This is a genomic window from Nostoc sp. CCY 9925 (assembly GCF_963920935.1).
In the GTDB taxonomy this organism is placed as follows: domain Bacteria; phylum Cyanobacteriota; class Cyanobacteriia; order Cyanobacteriales; family Nostocaceae; genus Nostoc.
Map to the genome: position 1 here is coordinate 1 of NZ_CAWUDO010000083.1, position 20,174 is coordinate 20,174.

Genomic DNA, 20,174 nt, shown 5'->3' on the forward strand with positions numbered 1-20,174 from the left:
GCGATTAAGCTTCTTTAAGTATATATGTACTACATTTAGATGCGTTCGCCCTGGTTTATCCATGACATTCGTTGGTGGTGCCTCAGCAATTTGGCCTTCGTTTGGGGTCTTCTTAGCAGGAATGTTATTAGTAGGCTATCGAGTCTGGCCTATCTTATTTTTGAGTGATTTTGCTGTTAGTTATATTCTTTTTTTTAAAAACAATCTTATACTCAGTAGTATTATTCCTGCTATTAATTTAATTACTCCTTTTGTTGCAACTTTTTTGATTCAGAAGTTTATCAAGCGGCACAATTTCTTAGAGCGATCGCAAGATATTTTTAAATTTATAGTTTTAACTCTACCTAGTCCCCTCATCAGTTCCATACTAGCGGCGCTAACACTTTGTATCAGTGGTATTGCACCTTGGGCAGTATTTAGCAACGTTTGTCAAACTTGGCTGACATCAGACAGCACAGGCATTTTAGTTATTACACCTTTAATACTGGCATGGTTGCAAAAGTCGCCATCGCCAAGAAGCTTTCATCGGCGACAAATTCTCGAACTTATATTTGTCTTACTGTCAATAATGGGGATTGTTCGGGTTACCTTTTCAGGAGGATACCCAATTGAATATACGATCGTTCCGCCGTTAATTTGGGCTGCATTTCGATTTGAAGCGCGGATATCGACTTTAGCTGTACTCATTGTGTCAGCAATTGCAGTTTTTGGGACTGTTAATGGCTTCGGTTCATTTGCCAAACAACTATCACCCAATGAATCGCTTATTTTGCTGCAATCATTCATTTGTGTGATTGCTATTACTACCTTTGTGATTTCTGCCGTCACTCATGAAAACCAGAGATCGGCCGCGATCCTCCGGCAAGCCAATGATGAACTAGAGCGACGCGTTGAAGAACGAACGGCTGAACTCAAAGAAGCAAAAACTATTGCTGAAGTTGCTAATCAAGCCAAAAGTGAATTTCTCGCCAATATGAGCCATGAACTACGCACACCACTAAATGGCATACTAGGCTATACTCAAATCCTGCAAAGGACTGAACCCTTAACAGACAAAGGACAAAAAGGAATTGAAATCATCCATCAATGCGGCTTTCATTTATTAACTCTAATTAACGACGTGCTGGATTTGTCTAAAATCGAAGCCCGCAAAATGGAGTTGCATCCAATCGATTTCCATTTGCCCTCATTTTTAGAAGGAGTTGTCGAAATCTGTCGTATTAAAGCCGATCAAAAAGTCATTGCTTTCAATTATCAGCCCGACACTCAACTCCCTGTTGGTATCCATGCTGATGAAAAAAGACTGCGGCAAGTTCTGATTAATCTTTTAGGAAATGCTATCAAGTTTACAGATAAAGGAGGAGTAACTTTAAAAGTAGATGTCATTAGCCAAGAAACACAACTAATAACTAATTATAAAATTCGTTTTCAAGTGAAAGATACAGGGGTTGGGATGTCATCAGCGCAATTGCAGAAAATCTTCCTGCCCTTTGAACAAGTAGGAGATATAAAAAAACAGTCCCAAGGAACTGGATTAGGATTAGCTATTAGTCAAAAAATCGTCAATCTTATGGGCAGCACTTTAGAAGTTGAAAGTCAACCCGATCGCGGTAGTATTTTTCACTTTGAAGTGGAGTTCCCAGAAGCAAAACAATGGGCTGCAAATTCTAGGGTGATGCAACAAGGAGCTATCACAGGCTATCAGGGCGAACAACGTACTATTTTAGTAGTAGATGACAAGTGGGAAAACCGTTCGGTAGTTCTTAATTTATTAGAGCCGATAGGATTTAAATTAATCGAAGCTAGTAATGGACAAGAGGCGATCGATCGAGCTATTGCATCTCAACCTAATTTGATTATCACTGATTTAATTATGCCTGTAATGGATGGCTTTGAACTGATTCGGCAAATTAAGCAATCCGAGCGGTTCAAAAATGTAGCCATTATTGCTTCTTCTGCAAGTGTATTTGAAAACGACCAAAATCAGAGTTTAGATGTCGGTGCTATTGCTTTCTTGTCTAAGCCTGTTGTCGCTGACAGTTTACTAGAATTACTGCGATTACACCTAAATTTAGTATGGATTTATACACCAAAATCAGAAATTGTTGCAAATCAAAACCCAACTAATTTGCAGTCGAATTCTGAAAATATTTCTTTACCTTCTATTGAAATATTGACTCGCTTGTATGAGTTGGCGAAAGATGGCAATCTCGATGAAATATTGCAGGAAGTAAATGATTTGAAAAACGATCGTCTTATTTATTCTGATTTTGCTCAAAAAGTAATTAAACTTGCCGAAAATTTTCAAATCAAGAAATTGCGAGATGCATTAAAACAGTGGATAAATCAAGCCAAATAATTTGTTTGTATTCTATTTTAAACAGTGGTTTTTATCCTTTCTATAAAAAACTATTTTCGATCGATGAAAAACTTTGATTTTGTTTTAATTGTTGATGATAATCCCACTAATTTGTCAGTACTATCACAAGCGCTAAAAAGTGCAGGGTTTGCAGTTCGAGTTGCCGAAGATGGAGAAACTGCAATTGAAATGGTACAGCATAAACAACCTGCTCTAATTTTGTTAGATGTGCAAATGTCTGGAATAGATGGGTTTGAGACTTGCCAGAAACTCAAAGCTGATCCATTAACGCAAAACATCCCCATTATTTTTATGACTGCGTTAGCGGATACTGAAAATAAGATGAAAGGATTTTCGTTAGGAGCCGTTGATTACATTCCCAAACCTTTTGAACAAGCAGAAGTCATTGCCAGAGTGCGAATGCATTTACAACTCAAGCAATTGACCGACAATCTTGAACAAAGAGTGACAGATAGAACAGCAGCTTTGGAACAGGCACAAATGCAGCTGGTGCAACAAGAAAAGCTGTCTATGCTTGGTCAATTGGTAGCAGGGGTAGCACATGAAATGAATAATCCTATTAGCTGCATTATTAGCAATATTCATCCGGCACAAGAGTATGTTGCCGACCTCACCGAAATCTTGCAATTATGTCAGCAAAATTATTCCCAATTACCGCCTCTAATTCAAGACGCGATCGCACAAACAGATCTAGAGTTTATCTTAGAAGATTTACCAAAGCTCCTCAACTCGATGCAGGTTAGCACACAACGAATTAAGGATATATCCGTATCGCTGCGAAACTTTGCCCGCACTGACACTTCCGGAAAAATTAAGTTTGATGTCCATGAAGGACTTAACGATACATTATTAATTTTGCGGCATCGCCTCAAAGGAGTTGGACAGCGACCGGAAATTCAAATCATCAAAAAATACGCTTCCTTACCAAAAGTTGAGTGCTATCCGGGGCAACTCAATCAGGTGTTCATGAATATCTTAGCTAATGCCGTTGATGCTTTAGAAGACATTTGGCAGGAAGGAAAGCGAGTCAATGATTCCCTGACAATCAACATCTGTACCGAGGTGTGCAGCCCTAATTATGTCACAATTCGGATTTGTGATAATGGCATTGGTATGACAGAGGAAGTAAGACAACAGATTTTTAATTATCTATTCACCACGAAGACAGTTGGTAAAGGTACTGGACTGGGATTAGCGATCGCTAATCAAATTGTAGTAGAAAAGCACGGAGGAGCAATTCAAGTTAATTCCACACTCAATCAAGGAACTGAATTTGCGATCGTGTTACCTTTGCAATAACAACATGAGTTGGAACATAATGCTCCTCCAGCAGATTCAAAAAATAAACCTAATTCAAGGGCAATAAAAGTGTAAATTCTGCTCCCGATCCTAGTTCTGATATTACACTTAGTTCCCCTTTATGTTTCTCAATAATGGAATAGCTAATTGATAACCCCAAGCCCGTGCCTTTTGAATTGATTTGACGCTACAGCTTGTACCAATGTCATTCTATCGAGTCCCTGCTGATAGCCCCGGTGAGGCTTGCTTGTATTTCATCCTGTCTGAACTGAAGTTAGGTAAGCAAGCTACTGGGTATAAAACTGCTCAGAAGATTCTCAATCGGTTCAGTTGACCTGTTTGGGGAATTCGCCAACGGTATCCGTATCTCGGCTCAATACTGTTCAGCACTGTAATACTTAGATAAATTACTTATTAAATAGAACGCAACAAAACTGACATAAAGCATTTGTAGCTGGGTTAATAAAAATTAATTTAGATAAAGTGTAATAAATAGAGATGGAACACAGATTATTTGCATAGCATTAGATAACTTTGTTGTTTTTAATGCTAACTGAACTTATCTGAACATTAAATTTTCTCTATGTTCAGCACTTATTACTCAAGATTTTTTTAAATTGGAAATTAAATTCCTACGGTAATTACATAGAGGCTGGTTGATCTAGATTTCCAAAACAATAGTATATTAGCCGATTACAATCAAGTTTTATAACCAGTAAAATATAACAAATTAATCTATTACATGAATTTTGTAAGAGTATTTTAGTAAATGTAATTTTAGAAAATCTCATATTTATGTAAATAAAAAATCAACTGTTATACTCGAAATTAAAATACAATAATTTATTAATTTTTATATTTATAACATTTAAAAATACATTATCATATATTAACAATATAAATATTTAACCAGTTCAAAAATATTCTTTAAAAAAATAACTCAAATAGAAAACGATGGTTACAAGCTTTAAATATAATAATCTAAAAAAAATTTCTGACAGTCTAGAAACTGTTGTTTATAGAGCATACGATACTGCAAATCAGAAAAATGTTATTTTAAAAAGTCTTAAAAGTGAATATTCTAATCTTGAATATGTTACAGTATTTAAACATGAGTACCAAATTTCTAGCTCTATAGATTTGCCTGGTATTATCAAAGTATACAGATTAGAAAATTTTCAAAATTGTATTACTCTAGTTTTAGAGGATATTGAAGGGCAAAATCTAAAACAATATATAGATGATGTTAAACTTAATGTCATAGATTGCTTAAAAATAGCCATTCAACTTGCTGATATTATTGCCAGCTTACACGAAAAACATATTATTCATAAAGATATTAAACCACAAAATATAATTATTAATCCTAAACTAATGCAAGCTAAAATAACTGATTTTAGCATTGCATCACGTTTATCAAAAGAAAATGCAATTATCAGTAATCCGAATTTGCTCAAAGGCACACTTGCTTATATGTCTCCAGAGCAAACAGGGCGGATGAATAGGTCGATTGACTATCGTACAGACTTTTACTCTTTAGGCGTAACTTTCTACGAACTGTTCACCTCAAAGTTACCATTTTATTGCACCGATCCCTTAGAAATAATTCACGCTCATATTGCAAAACAACCTCTACCCCCTCATCAAGTTAACCCACAGATTCCAGAGGCATTATCTAATATAATAATCAAATTATTATCTAAAACTGCTGAAGAAAGATACCAAAGTGGCTTAGGGCTAAAAGCAGATTTAGAAACTTGTCTTAAACAGTTAATAACTAATGGCAAAATTGACAATTTTATTCCTGGCCAATTAGATAAATTTAGTCAGTTTACTATTCCTCAAAAACTGTATGGGCGCGAACAAGAAGTAGCATGTCTTATATCAGCTTTTGACCGAGTAAGCGCAGGAACAACCGAGATGATGTTAGTCTCTGGTTATGCAGGGATTGGTAAATCTTGCTTGGTTAATGAAATTCATAAACCCATTATCCGGCAACGCGGGTATTTTATATCTGGTAAATTCGATCAATTTAAGCGTAACGTTCCTTATGCAGGTTTAATTCAATCATTTCAGGAATTAACCCAACAATTATTAACAGAAAATTATGAAAAAATACTTATTTGGAAACAAAAACTTTTAAAAGCATTTGGCGACATTGGTCAAGTTATTATTGATGTTATTCCCGAAATTGAAAAAATAGTTGGTCAACAGCCATCTGTTCCACAGCTAGGAGCAACTGAATCACAAAATCGCTTTAATACGGTATTTCAAAAATTTATTCAGGTGTTTACTCAAAAAGAACACCCACTCGTTTTATTTTTAGATGATTTGCAATGGGCAGATTTAGCATCGCTAAAGTTGATTAAGATGCTGATGGTTGAACCTGGTAGCCAATATTTATTAATGATTGGAGCTTATCGAGATAATGAAATTATCTCGACTCATTATTTGTTTCAAACTTTAAATGAAATTCAACAATCAGGAACAGTCATAAACAATATCCTCTTACAACCTTTAAATCTTGGAAATGTTCATGAATTAATAGTTGATACCTTCCATATCACTACAGAAAAAACAAAAGCCTTAGCTAATTTAATTTTTAGCAAAACTCAAGGTAATCCTTTTTTCATCAACCAACTACTCCAAACAATGTATCAGGAAAAACTATTAAATTTTGATTTTAATAGTGGAGTATGGCAGTGGCAAATCAATCAAATCCAGACGGTTGGTATTACAGATTATGATGCCATAGAATTAATTGCGAGAAATATTAAAAAATTACCTAAAGAAACGCAAGAAGTTTTAAAATTATCTGCTTGTATAGGAAATCGCTTTAGTATAAATATTCTAGCAATTGTCAATGAAAAATCTCAGTCAGAAACCGCATCTGATTTATGGGAAGCACTGCAAGCAGGTTTAATTTTGCCACTAAGTGATAACTATAAAGCTCCGTTGTTTTTTGACGAAAGCACATATAGCTCTATAGCTTCCCAGAAATTAAAAGTTTCATATAAGTTTTTACACGATCGCATCCAGCAAGCAGCTTATTCCCTCATCCCAGAATCTCGAAGAAAACAAACTCACCTAAAAATTGGGCAACTATTATTAGATTCTTACCAAACAGAAGAGATTGAAGAAAAGATTTTTGATATTGTTAATCATCTAAATTTTGGTACTGAGTTTATTTGCGAACAGTCCAAAAAAGATAGACTAGCAAAATTAAATTTAATCGCTAGCCAAAAAGCAAAAGCAGCATCAGCATACGAAGCTGCTTTGAGTTATGCAACAGTCGGACTAGAATTGCTTAACTCATCAAGTTGGGAAAGTAACTACGACCTGATGCTGGCACTGCATCTAGAAAGCGTAGAATTACAATACCTAAATGCTAACTTTAAACGCGCAGCCATCTTAACTGAAACAGTTTTAGAAAAAGCCACTAATCTGCTGGATCTAGTCAAAGCTTATCAATTACAGATCCAGTTTTACAGCGGTTTTCAGTTGAGTAGACTACAGATAAGGGTAAAATAGAGACGCAATAAAAATACTTGCTCGTAAATGCCTGCCCCCTACTCAACGGATCTACGCCAACGTGTGGTTGATGCTCATCAAGCAAAACTTGGGTCACAAAGACAACTAGCTGACCGCTTTCAAGTTAGCTTATCGTTTGTTCAACGACTTATACGTAGTCATAAAAAGACAGGAAAAGTAAATGCCTTGGCTCACGCAGGTGGAGCGAACGCTAAAATAAAAATTGAAAACTTACCTGCTGTGCAGCAGTTAGTAGATGAACAGCCGGATGCCATACTCTCGGAATTATGTGAGCGTTTAGCCGAACGCAGTGGCATCAGTGTAAGCATATCAACTATGCACCGTGCAGTTCAACGGTTAGAATTGACCAATAAAAAAAACTTTGTATGCCAGTGAGCAAGACAGCCCACGAATCAAACAGATGCGTTTTGATTATCGGGATTGGGTTTTGAGCGTTGACCCTCACAATTTAATATTTATAGACGAGTCAGGTCTGAACTTGGGAATGACTCGAAACTATGGTCGCGCACCACGTGGAGAACGCTTATACGACTCTTGCCCTAAGAATCGAGGACAAAATATATCATTGATCGGGGCACTGAGTATGGATGGACTAATTGCTAGTATGAGTATTCCCGGTAGTGTGAACACAGACGTGTTTTTGACCTACGTTCAGGAGATTCTTGTACCTCAGCTGTGGGTGGGAGCATTCGTGCTCATGGATAATTTATCGGTACATCACGCACAGGTAATTCAAGATGCTATTGAATCTGTTGGTGCAAAATTAGTTTTTTTACCTCCTTATTCACCCGATTTGTCTCCAATCGAATTATGTTGGTCAAAAATCAAGCAATGTTTGCGTACAACAAAAGCTCGAACCAAAGAAGCGCTTAATCAGGTATCAATACCGTTGCCAAAAAAAGAGTATGAAGAGAGAGGGCGCTCTGTAGTAGAGTTGTTGTCTTCCCAAACGACGACTCAAAAGCCACAATTCGCCCATGTTCGATATCCTATCACTGTTACAATGCCTTCTACCGCAGATCAACGCGACGACGATGCGCCGAATGAACCAGATGATCATGGCCATGTTAGCAATGAGCGGTCGAGTCACTATATTGGGAATCTCCCGTTGGGCAGGCATTGGTGGTAGTTATCGAACGATGTTGCGGTTTTTTCATACAGTAATCCCTTGGGCGACGTTGTTTTGGCTATTTTTCCGCAAGCATTTGTTTCGAGCAAATGAGGTATATTTGCTTGCAGGAGACGAAGTTGTAGTCAGCAAATCAGGGAAACATACTTATGGGTTGGATAGATTCTTTTCCAGCCTAGTAAGTAAACCAATATTAGGACTATCTTTCTTTACATTATCATTAGTAAGTGTTGAACAAAGACACTCATTTCCGATTCAAATAGAACAGGTGATAAGGAGCGATATAGAAAAAAGTAGTGTATCGCCAAGACCAGAAATAAAAGCCAAAGAAAAACGTGGACGTGGACGACCAAAAGGAAGTAAAAACAAAAACAAGACCGAAGTAATTCTCACATCTGAATTATTAAGAATTAAGAAGATGATTAATGAGGTAATGAAGTTGATAGCTAACTTTATCCCACTCACTTACTTAGTCTTAGATGGTCATTTTGGAAATAATAATGCTTTGCAGATGGCTCGACAGGCCAACTTGCATATAATTTCCAAGTTACGCCAGGATTCAGCATTATACATACCTTACCAAAATCCTGACCCCAATCATCGTTCACACCGTAAATACGGAGATAAACTAGACTGGCGTAATATTTCTGATGAATATTTGCGTCAAAGTATTATTGAAGAGGATATCCAAACCGATACTTACCAAGCTAGTTTACTGCACAAAGAATTTGCCCAGCCTCTGAATGTAGTTATTTTGGTGAAAACCAATCTCAAAACTAATGCTTGCAGTCACGTCATTCTTTTTTCTAGTGACCTAAAATTGTCATCTGAGAAAATAATTGACTACTACAAACTGCGCTTTCAAATCGAGTTTAACTTCCGTGATGCCAAGCAATTTTGGGGATTGGAAGACTTTATGAACATCGGTCAAACTGCGGTGACTAATGCTGCTAATCTAGCATTCTTTATGGTTAATTTATCTCATCATCTTCTCGCTGATTTCCGCATCCTTAATCCCGACTCCGGCATTATTGACCTTAAGGCTCATTATCGTGGCTTTCGATATGTCCATGAAATCTTAAAAATGCTTCCAGAAATCCCTGAGCCTATTTTATTAACCCAGATTTTTGCCAAGCTTACTTCTTTAGGACGTATCCATAACGTTTCTACAGGCGTTGAACCCTCTTAATTTGGCAGAGGTATTGGTTCTACTACCCCATTTAACGTTCTTATATGTCGAGGATTATTGTATTCATTCCACATTGCTTGACCGCACGAAGGACATTTTTTTTGAACACAATCGAGTACTTCAAACGATGTTGCCTCTGGTTTTAGACTTTTTCTTGCCAAGTTTTTGCACTATTATTTCGCTACAAGGTCAAGATTACAGGATTTCCGCTCTTCTCTAGTAAGTTTTGCCACGCTAGGAATTACTAAATAAGATGCGTTCGCCCCGGCCTTTCTTCTAACTCAGGAAAAAATGGGCGAACCGGGAGTAATTAGAGTCCAGGATCGAGGAATTTAATGACTTGCAGCGACAATAGCTGCTTTCAATTGCTCAATGTTCCAGCGTCCGGAATACTGAATTGCATTGATAAACAGGGCTGGGGCAGCCGTTACTCCACTTTGTAATCCACTTTCAATATCTTCATTGATGCGAGCAACATGCACTTGTCTGTACAGATCTCGAACAAACTGAGTGACATCAAGCTCTAAATTGTCAGCATATTCCGCTAGATAGCCATCTCCCAGCTCTTGCTGATGGGCGAACAAAATGTCATGCATCTGCCAGAATTGTCCCTGCGCTGCCGCTGCTTCTGCTGCCGCTGCTGCCTTTTGAGCTTGAGGATGAATTTGAGGCTGAGGAAAATGCCTGTACACAAAGCAGAGATCGTTTTGATCGGATGTGTTGAGCTGTTCTTGCACCGCTCGAATTAAGGTATGAAGTTCTCCACATCGAGGACACTGATAATCCCCATACTCAACAAGCACAACTTTGGCATTCAGCGATCCTTGGCGACGATCTCGCTGGGATGGTAGTACAGCTAATTGATTGCGATAAGCCGGAGGACTTCGGCGTGAGCGCTCAGTCGAACGCTTGACGCTGTGCGTATCACCAGTTGGTTGGGCAGAAATATCGTCACTCATTCTAAACCTCGACGAAAAAAGCATTCACTGTACAAGTGGCACTGTGAAATTTCCTTTTGTCAATCCTGACTAACATCTATATGACTTAATATATCGAGTCAGTTTCAAGCTGTCATCAATTCTGAGTCCATATTTTAAGTAGCAAAAAGATCGCCTCTGAGCGATCTGAAGTACTAAGATTCAACTGTACTTAAGTTGAGATTTATTCTAACTTAAGTTGGAATAATGAGATTAAAGGCTAGCAATTCCTCGCTTTAAAGCAATAATGGTTGCCTGGGTGCGATCTTTAGCCCCTAACTTGCTTAAAATCCGGTTGATATTAGATTTGACCGTGCTTTCGCTAACATTCAAAGTAGTACCAATCTCCAGGTTGCTCATGCCCTGTGCCACCAATTGAAGCACCTCTAACTCACGCTGGCTCAATTCTGGATGATTCATGCGCTGTACTAATTTGGCAGCAACATGCGGTGGAATATATTGTTGCCCTTCATGAATGGTACGAATAGCGGTTCGCAATTCGCAAGGTCTACAGTCTTTAAGCAGATATCCCTTTGCCCCTGCCCGTAGCCCTTGATAAATATCCTCATCTCCGTCATAAGTTGTCAATACCATGATGCGAGCTGTTTCAAATTCCGCGCAAATCGTAATAATCGCTTCAACGCCTCCCATTTGGGGCATTCGTAAGTCCATGAGGGTGACATCGGGTTGCGTTTGGCGGAATAATGCGATCCCCTCAATCCCGTCTTTGGCTTGACCGACAACAGCCATATCAGATTCTTCATTGATGATAGCTGCTAATCCTTGCTGGACGATGGCATGATCTTCAACAATCAGAATGCGAATGACTAAACTCATGACAGCTTACTCCCGATTCACGATGACAACAATTTCTGTACCTTGACCAGGCTGACTGTTGACGTTCAGTTCACCGCCAATACGCTCTGCCCGTTCGCTCATCCCCAATAAGCCAAATCCTTGATTCATCATGATTTGGTTAGTGTCAAATCCCTGCCCGTTGTCTCTAATTCGCAAACAGCACTGCATTTGCTCGTATACTAATTCAACTTGAATCTCTGTGGCATGGGCATATTTAATCGCATTGGTTAAGGCTTCTTGTCCAATGCGTAGTAGATTATTCTCCACATCAGGTGATAAAGAGTAGGCTGTACCGATGACTTCACAGGTAATATGGCTATCGGTGGAAGATTCCATTTGCGTGGTTAGGTGTGTGAGGGCACTCAATAAGTCTCCCTCCTCTAACAGTTTAGGTCGCAACGCCGCCACCGATCGCCGCGCTTCAGTCAGTCCAGTGCGGGCTAATTCATCCACCGTTTCCATGTGTGCCTGAGCCGTCTGTGGTTTCTTTGTCATTAGCTCTATCGCTGTGCCGTTATGCAACACAATGCCTGTAAAGGCTTGCGCTAACGTATCGTGAATTTCCCGTGCCATCCGGTTGCGTTCTTCCAAAATCGAAGCTTCCTCGGCACATTTGCGATCGCTAATATCAGTAATCACACCTTCCATATATCCATCGGTTGCATTCAGATGAAAAGAGTTAAGCCCCCAAAACGCTGTGCCGTCTCGTTTTCGCATTTGAATTTCAACGTTTTGCAGGTTACCATCACGCTTCAGCAACTCAACGAAATGTTGGTGATCCCTGAGATTTACAAAAAAGTCTGGGGAATGTACGATCCCAATCATCTCATCGGGTGAATTAAAGCCAAACAACTCTGCAATGCGTTGATTCGCATCGAGAGCTAATCCATCCGAGAGGCGCGATCGAAAGATGCCGACCTGTGAGTTTTCAAAGATGTTGCGGAACTTCGTTTCACTGCGCTGTAGGGCTTTTTCTGCTTGTTTGCGCTGGGTGATGTCATTGCCAACCGATAAAATTTCAACTAAATCTCCCTGTTCATCCAAAATGGCTTGATTTGACCAGGCAACCCAAACCCGTCTGCCGTCTCGGCACTGGTTTTCATTCTCCATTTGCTGGTAAGAGGTAGGGTCGAGACGATTGTAATATACATTGTGGATGAATTGTTTAAGATTGCGCCCAGAGGTTTCGATTTCTGGAAGGATTGTTTCGAGTAAGGTACGCCCTAAAATCTGATGTTCCTCATAGCCAAAAAATCTCAGCCCGTAATCATTCAGGTATTGAATCCGTCCTTGTGCATCACAGCGAAGAATGATTGAGTTTGCGGTTTGAACTAAGTTGCGATAATTCGCTTCACTTTTCTGTAACGCTGCTGTTCGTTCGGCGACCTGTTGCTCTAAAGTCCGGTTATAGTCAGCTAGGAGTTTCTCGGCTTGTTTGCGTTCGGTAATGTCTTGAAAGGTGGCGATCGCATAGACTACATTGCCTTGTTCGTCATAAACTGGAGTTCCCCACACCTCGACTGGAATTTTGGCGTTGTCGGAGCGAATTTCTACGTCATCAACCTTAGTACGTTCGCCGCTCAATGCGCGCACAATCGGCATTTTCTCAGTCGGATAGGGTCGAGCTGTTCCCGCTAAATAAATTTGATAAACTTCTGCAAGTCGATCCGGTGTCACTGTAGAATCGATTCCTTTACCCAATAGCTGAATTGCCCGTTGATTGGAGTAGTATGGGTGACCTACCGCATCTACAACTCCAATTCCCACTGGCACAGCTTCGAGAAATTGAGTCATCTTGCTTTCGCTAGCACGCAGCTTTGAGTAGAGTTTAGCATTTTCGATCGCGATCGCTGCCTGAGTCGATAATAAATGCAAAACTTGCGATCGCTCTGGTGTAAATGCTCCGACTGCTAATTGATTTTCTAAATACAACACGCCGACTAATTTAGCTTGATTGAGTAGCGGTAAACAGAAAATAGATTTAGTTTTATTTTGTTGAATATATGGATCTTTGATAAAAACACCTTCACCAATTGCGTCGTTTAAGATAACAGTTTCATGAGTACGAATGACATAATTAATAATTGATTCAGGCAGGCGATTTATAATCGGAACGGATTGCAGTACTTGTGTAGTATGGACATTCTCATCATCACTATCATTTAGTTGACCAGTCGCTTCAATTACCCATTCTCCTGCGTTTTCCAAAATTAGAAATCCGGTTTGAGCGCCAGCATTCTCAATTAATATCTGCATTAAGGAACGAAGCAACTGCTCTAATTCAATTTCACGAGAAATCGCCTGGGATGCTTTCATTACCGCTGCTAAATCTAAAGCGATGTTCGAGGTATTAGAGCTAGTTTTAGAAGTAGTGGGGGTTGATGTAGTATCTACCCTAGACGACTGAGAGAAAAATTGCGGATAGCGAGTCTCTAAGTCTTTAACTTTAGCGGTTGCACCCCATAATTGATAGTAATAACGAGCTTCCTGCATATAAGCTTTAGCACTTAATTCTTTAGCGCGATCGCAATAAAATTTAGCTGCAAGTTCGTAAGCTAGAGCCGCTTCGTTAAGATATTCGTGTTCTTTGGCGAGGGCAATAGCGCGATCGTAGCAATCCATTGCTTCAAGATTTTTGCCTAAAACTCGATATATTTCTGCTTCTACTAAATAATATTTGTGCCAAAGATTTACTGGAGAATGATGCGCCCATTTTTTTATCTTTTTCTGATTTTTATTGACTTGGTTCAGACATCGCTTTTGTTGCGATCGAGGACTATGAGAATATAAAGCAAGCCCTGCCAGAGAATCATAAAAATAAAAGTAGGTTAAGGCAAAGGTTGCAACGATACCGTCTAGATAAGTCTGTGCTTTCGAGGCATTAAATACTGCTTCAGAGTACTGCCCAAATAAATAACAGAGTATTAACTTATTTAAGTACAGCCCAACAATTGAAGTGCGATCGCCCCTTTGGATGAGACTGGGCAACAATATCTGCTCGTTATAAACATTTCCTATCAAATTACAAGGGTGTTCTGCTCGATCTAATAAATTAAGGACGGCTTGATGAAACGATTGAAACAAAAGCAGAGTTTGCTCTTGTTTCAACTGTCTGAGCGTTTCCTCATAAATCGTCATTTCAGACTCTAGTTCTGACAATTCCTTACCAATAAAGTATGAATGATAGCAATAGACATGAGCCGCCACCGCCGCAAACTCTAAATCTCCAGTTTCCAGCCCGCTCTTGTATGCTTGTAACAGAGGCGATAATGTTTCTTTTACAGGTACTTTCCAATGACTAATTAAAGCATTAACTATAAATAGTATTTTAGCGGTGAATTCTTTGGTACTGAGTTGCTCTAGTAGTTGCAACGCCAATTGCCCGAATTCGTAGCCAGATTCAATATCTCCAAACACCCCGCACAGAATGATTCCATAGCCAGCATAAGCAGCAATAGACACGGGACTATTACCGTATTTGACAGATAAAATAATTTGCTCGAACGTAATTAATGAGAAGAGGTGAGGATCGGTATAGTACGCAGAGGTTCCTATGCCTTCTAAAATAGATAGAGCAGCTATTTTGTCAGGCTGGGTCATTTGAGGCAAACTGGCTAAGTCTGAAATTTGTTTTCCCACCAAAACCAATTTAATTTTCAGCAATCCCATCAGTACATGAAAAATGGTTGGTTGTTCGGGCAATTTCAGTTTCAACTGCCGTAGCATGAGCATTCCGATGTCCAATGCTTGCTTTAGCTTAGTTTGAGCAAGTAAAGCTACGATCTTTACTTCTGTTATTTTGACTCGATCCAAGATGGTTTTGGAACGTTCCAGCACAATTTGAACCAATCTTTCCATCTGCTCGAAATTGCCCAAAAGATAAGCTGTTTCTGCTGCTGTTTCATATATAGCTAAGGTTAATTGATACTGCGTTTGCCAACTAGAAGACTCTAGTAATCCCATGCCAATTTCGAGGTAATTTAGGGCAGGTTTATAGGCTGCTGAGGCTTTGGCTTTTTTACCTGCCATTAAATTCAATCTGGCAATTTCAGTTCGTTTGGCTTCGTTAGCAACAAACTCAACCCCATAATTGAGATGATCGACAATTTCAAATAGCCTGTTTGTTAGTTGCTCTGGTAAAGTTTTTGAGAGTAAATTGCGACCGATTTGGAGATGCACGGCTTGTTTTTGAGATTCGTCAATTAAAGCATAAGCAGCTTGCTGAACGCGATCGTGCAAAAATTTATAATCTTGAACTAACAAGTTTTCATCTAATTCAGATATAGGTTGAATGAATCCAGCTTGGATGGCTGCTAGTAAATCTAGAGAAATTGCTTTCGGCGATTTTTCACAAGCGATCGCTAAAGTTTCTAAATTAAATTCAGAGCCAACACAAGCGGCTAAGCGAAGTATTTGCCGTATTTCTTCTGGCAGTTTCTTCAGCTTTAAAAGCAGCAAATCCACTACATTATCAGCAATATCTTGGGCTTCAATCTGAGCAATGTCCCACTGCCAACTTAACTGTTTAGTATCAAATGTCAATAGATTTTCGCTATAGAGCACTCGCAAAAATTCATTGACATAGAAGGGATTACCCTCAGTTTTTCGTAATACTAATTGGGCTAGAGAACGCACTGTGTCAATATTGCGATGTAGCGTATCGGCAATCAATTGACTTAACGGTTCTAGCGTTAAGGGTGCTAAAGTAATCTCCTGAAACACTGCCCCTTGTTTTCGCAGTTTCTCTAACGTCAATACCAATGGATGCGTTGGAGTTACTTCATTATCTCGATAGGCTCCAATCAAAAATAGATATTGGTTTTGCTCGTCGAGTAATATTAACTCGATTAACTTCAGCGTTGCGGAGTCAATCCACTGTAAATCGTCTAAGAAGATTGCCAGGCGATGTTCTTTTGAACAAAACACCCGCAAAAAATTTTGAAAGACGAGATTGAAGCGATTTTGAGCTTGGGTTGCTCCGACAGAGGGTACGGGCGGCTGCTTGCCAATAATTAATTCAACTTCGGGGATGACATCAATTATAATTTTTCCGTTGCTTCCCAATGCCGTAAGCAAACGCGATCGGCACTGTTGCAACTGCTCGTCTGGTTCCCCGAGTAGTTGCTGTACCAATTTTTGCAGGGCATGGGCGATCGCGCTGTAGGGAATATTTCGCTCGAATTGGTCAAACTTACCCCAAATAAAATAGCCGTGCTTTGCCGTGATGGGTTTGTAAAGTTCCTGCACCAATGCTGATTTGCCAATTCCAGCGTAACCAGAAACCAACATCATTTCGACGTTGAATTGAGCATTTTCTCGCTCTTTCCTTGCGGCTACTCTGTCAAATGTCGCTAATAATGCTTCAATTTGGGCTTCTCGTCCGTACAGTTTTTGAGGAATTTGAAATTGCTGGGAAATATCTTGAAGACCTAATTGAATGCGATCGATTTGACCAATTTCTGCTAATAGCTGGGCGCAGCATTCTAAATCCGCTTTGATGCCCCAAGCACTCTGATAGCGATCTTCCGCATTTTTCGCCATCAGCTTCAAAATTATGTCGGAAACAGGTTTGGGAATCTTTGAATTCAGTTCGTGCGGGGGAACAGGTGTTTTGGCAATATGGCAATGAACTAGTTCTAGGATGTCGCTGGTGGGAAACGGCAACTTTCCGGTCAAAAGTTCGTAAAATGTTGCACCTAGCGAGTAAAAATCGCTGCGGTAGTCGAGCATCCGGTTCATGCGCCCGGTTTGCTCTGGAGATAAGTAGGCAAGGGTTCCTTCTAGAAGATGAAGACTTTTAAATGTTGGATTGGTGCGGCTGAATCGAGTGGCAATACCAAAATCAATCATTTTGACAACGCCAGTATTTGGATTCAGGACGATGTTACTAGGATTGATATCTTTATGAATGATGTTAGCAGCATGGATTCTGCCCAGAATCTCTGTAATGGCGATCGCCAGCCCAAGAAAATTCGATAAGGGCATAGGGTAGAAGTCGGATTGTTGCTGCCGCAAGCGTTCTAAAGACTCGCCGCCAAAATCTTCTAGAAGGATAACGAGCGTGCGTTGATAGTCCTGCTGGCTGTATGCCTTAACTACACCTTCGATGTTGAGGGAATGGGTAATTTCATATTCCTGCTTGTAGCGAGTTAATTCTTGGGGAGAGGGATAATCTTGCTTGAGGACTTTAGCAACAACTGCACAGTTATCTTGCTCTCTAATACCCCGATACACTAGAGTTGCTGGACTTTCATAGATTTTGCTTAAGATGACAACTCCAGGTAGGGTAATCATTCAGCTTTCTCCCAATGAGTGTAATTAACAACTCTAATTTAAGGAGCTGATTCGTAAAAAAAATCTTAAGGGTACTCAACTCATTATTAGGTCTAAGTTTCAGCGAACAAGTGCTGTATTGAGTTAAATTACTGAAACCCTTATTAAGGGACTTCCAAATAAAAAAATATCCTATTTCTTGGAGTTACCTAAGTAAGTACTTTACTTGAGTTTACAAATTAGCTCTAATAGACTTCCTCTTGTTAAGAGGAACTGTTAGTATATTGTTAATATTATGTTGTTTAACACATTACCATTTTGTATATTAACTTGTTTATCTATCCACAGGAATAAATTAAGTTAATTTTATTAGTAATTGGTTATACAAATACTCACCGTTCGCGTAATAGAATTTCAGTAGACCGAAAAGTTTTGCGATCGCTAAAAAATAGTAGTTTACGATACCATTTTTGGCGGAATATAACAAAGCTGGGGACTTCCAAGGAATAAAATCACCATTTGCAATAATGATAATCATTCTGAGAGAGGAAGGAGAAGCAGCCGTCGGCTGCTTCTCCTTCCTCCCTTTTGTAGTAAATTCAATTTGGAGTGAAATTTTTGGGTGCTGGGAGTGTTGATAGAATTAACTGATTCAGTCAAAAAATTGTTTAACGAAACAGCAAGCCAACTCAAAGGAGCAGCACGACGGCAGTTTCAAGCACAAGTTGTGATGGCAGGGCGGCCGTCGGCAGCCCTTCGCCCCCCTTGGAATGATTATCATTATTGATAATGGCATAATTTATTTTCTGGAACTCCCTTAGCGAACTGCCAATTTTCATCAACGATAACTCTTGCCCCTCTCTCAATGAAATCCGCAGTCAAGTCCAGAGGGTTTCATCGCATTACGGTGGTATTGGGCTTGTGGTTGTGGATTATTTACAGCTGATGGCTGAAGGTACTGATTCTAGAAACAACATGACCGAGCGGATTGGCGAAATCAGCCGGGGGCTAAAGAAACTCGCCAAGGATTTGGATGTGCCTGTGCTGGCTCTATCGCAGTTGAGCCGTGAAGTTGAACATCGCAATGACAAACGTCCTGTACTGAGCGATCTGCGGTCAAGTGGTGCTGTTGAGCAAGACAGCGATGTTGTGATTATGCTTTACCGTGAGGAGATGCACAATCCTGATACACCTGAGCGTGGCATTGCTGAGTTAATTATTCGTAAGCAACGCAATGGCCCAACTGGTACGGTCAAGCTTTTATTTGATGATCAGTTTACCTCCTTCAAGAATCTGTCTCGTGGTTGGGGGTTTTAAGGCTGGGGATTTATTTTTATGAATCTCCATTACCCTCAAACAGATGCTCGAATTTTTACGCCAAGCAGTAGACCGCAACTATGGGGTAGCCTGCGAAGTTTATTTACCGTCCGGCTGATTTTAGTTAGTTTTTGAGGCTTATTAATAACCTAAACTTATCATTATTCCAGAGCAATTAGCTTTTACACTTTTCTCTAAAAACGGTATCACACGCTACTAATTTTTGATGTTGGCAAAACTTTTCGGTCTACTGACCGTGTAAAATTTAGCTCTAATTCTTAGGCTTAATTTTTCGTTACATACTTATAAAATTTCTCCACACCTTACATACCACTTTGTCAATATTTAGATGCATTCGCCCTGGGATTCCGACCTCTCCCAACAAGCAGCCACTGAACTTTGAGTTAGGATTTCTACTCTAGAATTGGTTCAGGGATAGTTTCAATCAAACATTCTTGTTTATAAACAGACGCAATTTGCCGATAAACTTTTTGCTCATCCTCTGGTAATTTGGTTATTCTTTCTCGGAAAATAGACTTATATCGATCTATTTCCGTTTGTAAGTAATCAGGCGCTTTTTTTCCATAAAGCCTGACAAACATACGATAAGTATTGTAGTGGTCTTTATCAACATCATCTTTGTAAGAATTAATGTCATCAAATATGTCAGCCAGTACTTCCAGGGGCCACATGAGATCGAAGACATTTTTATGATATGGTTTTTTAGCTATTTCCAATAAAATTATGTGCAAAGTACGTGTATCAGAAGTTCGTAGTTCTACTGATTTAATAATATCTGAGTAGGTTACTAAGTTCTGGGACATTAAGTAATTTTCTAATTCGTAATATTCTCCCAATTTCTCTAACTCTTTTTCAATTGATGGCTGGTATAAGTTGCATTCTTTCAGCAAACTAATAATCTTAGAAAACCTCTGAATCCAAGGTTTTTCTTGCCGAGCAAACAATTTTTCAGATTGACTCAATTCAACCGCTTCATCAGCTTGATATATTAAAGCTTCTACAAAACCTAAAACTGGATAAAAAGTAAAAAAATCCTTATGGGTTAACCCGTATACTGGGAAATAATAAGAAAGAATTGCATTTAGAACTCGTCTCGATTTGTACATACCCCAATAAGAAACACAGGGTTGCATGATAATACTGTTCATTTGGTTATTCATAATTTATTTACCCAGGAAA

The 20,174-nt window shown here is 39.3% G+C and carries 14 protein-coding genes; 9 read left to right on the plus strand and 5 right to left on the minus strand.

Going from position 1 to position 20,174, the window contains the following annotated elements; all coding sequences use genetic code 11:
• A partial coding sequence (locus ACM0OY_RS30005; RefSeq protein ID WP_414572422.1) for an MASE1 domain-containing protein occupies nucleotides 1–2,359 on the plus strand: 2,359 nt, incomplete at its 5' end.
• A gap of 63 nt (nucleotides 2,360–2,422) precedes the next feature.
• Entirely contained in the window at nucleotides 2,423–3,679 is a 1,257-nt protein-coding gene (locus ACM0OY_RS30010; RefSeq protein WP_414572423.1) for a response regulator, read from the plus strand.
• 49 nt (nucleotides 3,680–3,728) lie between these two features.
• Here ACM0OY_RS30010 and ACM0OY_RS30015 read toward each other — a convergent pair whose 3' ends face one another.
• Entirely contained in the window at nucleotides 3,729–3,860 is a 132-nt protein-coding gene (locus ACM0OY_RS30015) for an ATP-binding protein (protein ID WP_414572440.1), read from the minus strand.
• A 21-nt stretch (nucleotides 3,861–3,881) separates the two neighbouring features.
• On the opposite strand from ACM0OY_RS30015, the gene ACM0OY_RS30020 reads away from it, so the two are divergent.
• The 5 genes from ACM0OY_RS30020 to ACM0OY_RS30040 all read left to right on the plus strand — a co-directional run bounded on the left by ACM0OY_RS30020 (nucleotide 3,882) and on the right by ACM0OY_RS30040 (nucleotide 9,549).
• The gene (locus tag ACM0OY_RS30020; protein WP_414572424.1) at nucleotides 3,882–4,013 is read left to right on the plus strand and encodes a hypothetical protein; all 132 of its coding nucleotides are present in this window, start codon (nucleotides 3,882–3,884) and stop codon (nucleotides 4,011–4,013) included.
• A 620-nt stretch (nucleotides 4,014–4,633) separates the two neighbouring features.
• A complete protein-coding gene (locus ACM0OY_RS30025; RefSeq protein ID WP_414572425.1) occupies nucleotides 4,634–7,210 on the plus strand; it encodes an AAA family ATPase in 2,577 nt (858 codons plus the stop codon).
• A gap of 27 nt (nucleotides 7,211–7,237) precedes the next feature.
• Complete coding sequence (locus tag ACM0OY_RS30030; RefSeq protein ID WP_414572426.1) at nucleotides 7,238–7,606, plus strand: helix-turn-helix domain-containing protein; 369 nt, start codon at nucleotides 7,238–7,240, stop codon at nucleotides 7,604–7,606.
• Entirely contained in the window at nucleotides 7,593–8,360 is a 768-nt protein-coding gene (locus ACM0OY_RS30035) for an IS630 family transposase (RefSeq protein ID WP_414572427.1), read from the plus strand. Before ACM0OY_RS30030 ends, ACM0OY_RS30035 begins: the two co-directional genes overlap by 14 nt.
• Nucleotides 8,266–9,549 (plus strand): transposase, encoded by a 1,284-nt coding sequence (locus tag ACM0OY_RS30040; protein ID WP_414572428.1) that lies wholly within the window; start codon nucleotides 8,266–8,268, stop codon nucleotides 9,547–9,549. Before ACM0OY_RS30035 ends, ACM0OY_RS30040 begins: the two co-directional genes overlap by 95 nt.
• A gap of 332 nt (nucleotides 9,550–9,881) precedes the next feature.
• Here ACM0OY_RS30040 and ACM0OY_RS30045 read toward each other — a convergent pair whose 3' ends face one another.
• From ACM0OY_RS30045 to ACM0OY_RS30055, 3 genes are all read right to left on the minus strand, one after another.
• Nucleotides 9,882–10,508, minus strand: a complete 627-nt coding sequence (locus ACM0OY_RS30045) for a DsbA family protein (protein ID WP_414572429.1) — start codon at nucleotides 10,506–10,508, stop codon at nucleotides 9,882–9,884.
• A 231-nt stretch (nucleotides 10,509–10,739) separates the two neighbouring features.
• Nucleotides 10,740–11,363, minus strand: a complete 624-nt coding sequence (locus ACM0OY_RS30050; RefSeq protein ID WP_322731653.1) for a response regulator transcription factor — start codon at nucleotides 11,361–11,363, stop codon at nucleotides 10,740–10,742.
• A gap of 6 nt (nucleotides 11,364–11,369) precedes the next feature.
• Nucleotides 11,370–17,678, minus strand: a complete 6,309-nt coding sequence (locus tag ACM0OY_RS30055; protein ID WP_414572430.1) for a PAS domain S-box protein — start codon at nucleotides 17,676–17,678, stop codon at nucleotides 11,370–11,372.
• 610 nt (nucleotides 17,679–18,288) lie between these two features.
• On the opposite strand from ACM0OY_RS30055, the gene ACM0OY_RS30060 reads away from it, so the two are divergent.
• Together ACM0OY_RS30060 and ACM0OY_RS30065 are read left to right on the plus strand one after the other, a co-directional pair.
• Nucleotides 18,289–18,444 (plus strand): hypothetical protein, encoded by a 156-nt coding sequence (locus tag ACM0OY_RS30060; protein WP_414572431.1) that lies wholly within the window; start codon nucleotides 18,289–18,291, stop codon nucleotides 18,442–18,444.
• 14 nt (nucleotides 18,445–18,458) lie between these two features.
• Entirely contained in the window at nucleotides 18,459–18,974 is a 516-nt protein-coding gene (locus ACM0OY_RS30065; RefSeq protein WP_414572441.1) for a replicative DNA helicase, read from the plus strand.
• 413 nt (nucleotides 18,975–19,387) lie between these two features.
• Here the strand turns inward: ACM0OY_RS30065 and ACM0OY_RS30070 are convergent, their stop codons facing one another.
• Nucleotides 19,388–20,155, minus strand: a complete 768-nt coding sequence (locus ACM0OY_RS30070) for a hypothetical protein (protein ID WP_414572432.1) — start codon at nucleotides 20,153–20,155, stop codon at nucleotides 19,388–19,390.
• Between the last annotated feature and the right edge of the window lie 19 nt (nucleotides 20,156–20,174).

Coding starts and splice junctions, on each gene's coding strand:
- ACM0OY_RS30045 (WP_414572429.1), bottom strand. CDS start 10,508: ATGAGTGACGATATTTCTGCCCAACCAACTGGTGATACGCACAGCGTC.
- ACM0OY_RS30040 (WP_414572428.1), top strand. CDS start 8,266: ATGCGCCGAATGAACCAGATGATCATGGCCATGTTAGCAATGAGCGGT.
- ACM0OY_RS30050 (WP_322731653.1), bottom strand. CDS start 11,363: ATGAGTTTAGTCATTCGCATTCTGATTGTTGAAGATCATGCCATCGTC.
- ACM0OY_RS30010 (WP_414572423.1), top strand. CDS start 2,423: ATGAAAAACTTTGATTTTGTTTTAATTGTTGATGATAATCCCACTAAT.
- ACM0OY_RS30055 (WP_414572430.1), bottom strand. CDS start 17,678: ATGATTACCCTACCTGGAGTTGTCATCTTAAGCAAAATCTATGAAAGT.
- ACM0OY_RS30030 (WP_414572426.1), top strand. CDS start 7,238: ATGCCTGCCCCCTACTCAACGGATCTACGCCAACGTGTGGTTGATGCT.
- ACM0OY_RS30025 (WP_414572425.1), top strand. CDS start 4,634: ATGGTTACAAGCTTTAAATATAATAATCTAAAAAAAATTTCTGACAGT.
- ACM0OY_RS30070 (WP_414572432.1), bottom strand. CDS start 20,155: ATGAATAACCAAATGAACAGTATTATCATGCAACCCTGTGTTTCTTAT.
- ACM0OY_RS30020 (WP_414572424.1), top strand. CDS start 3,882: ATGTCATTCTATCGAGTCCCTGCTGATAGCCCCGGTGAGGCTTGCTTG.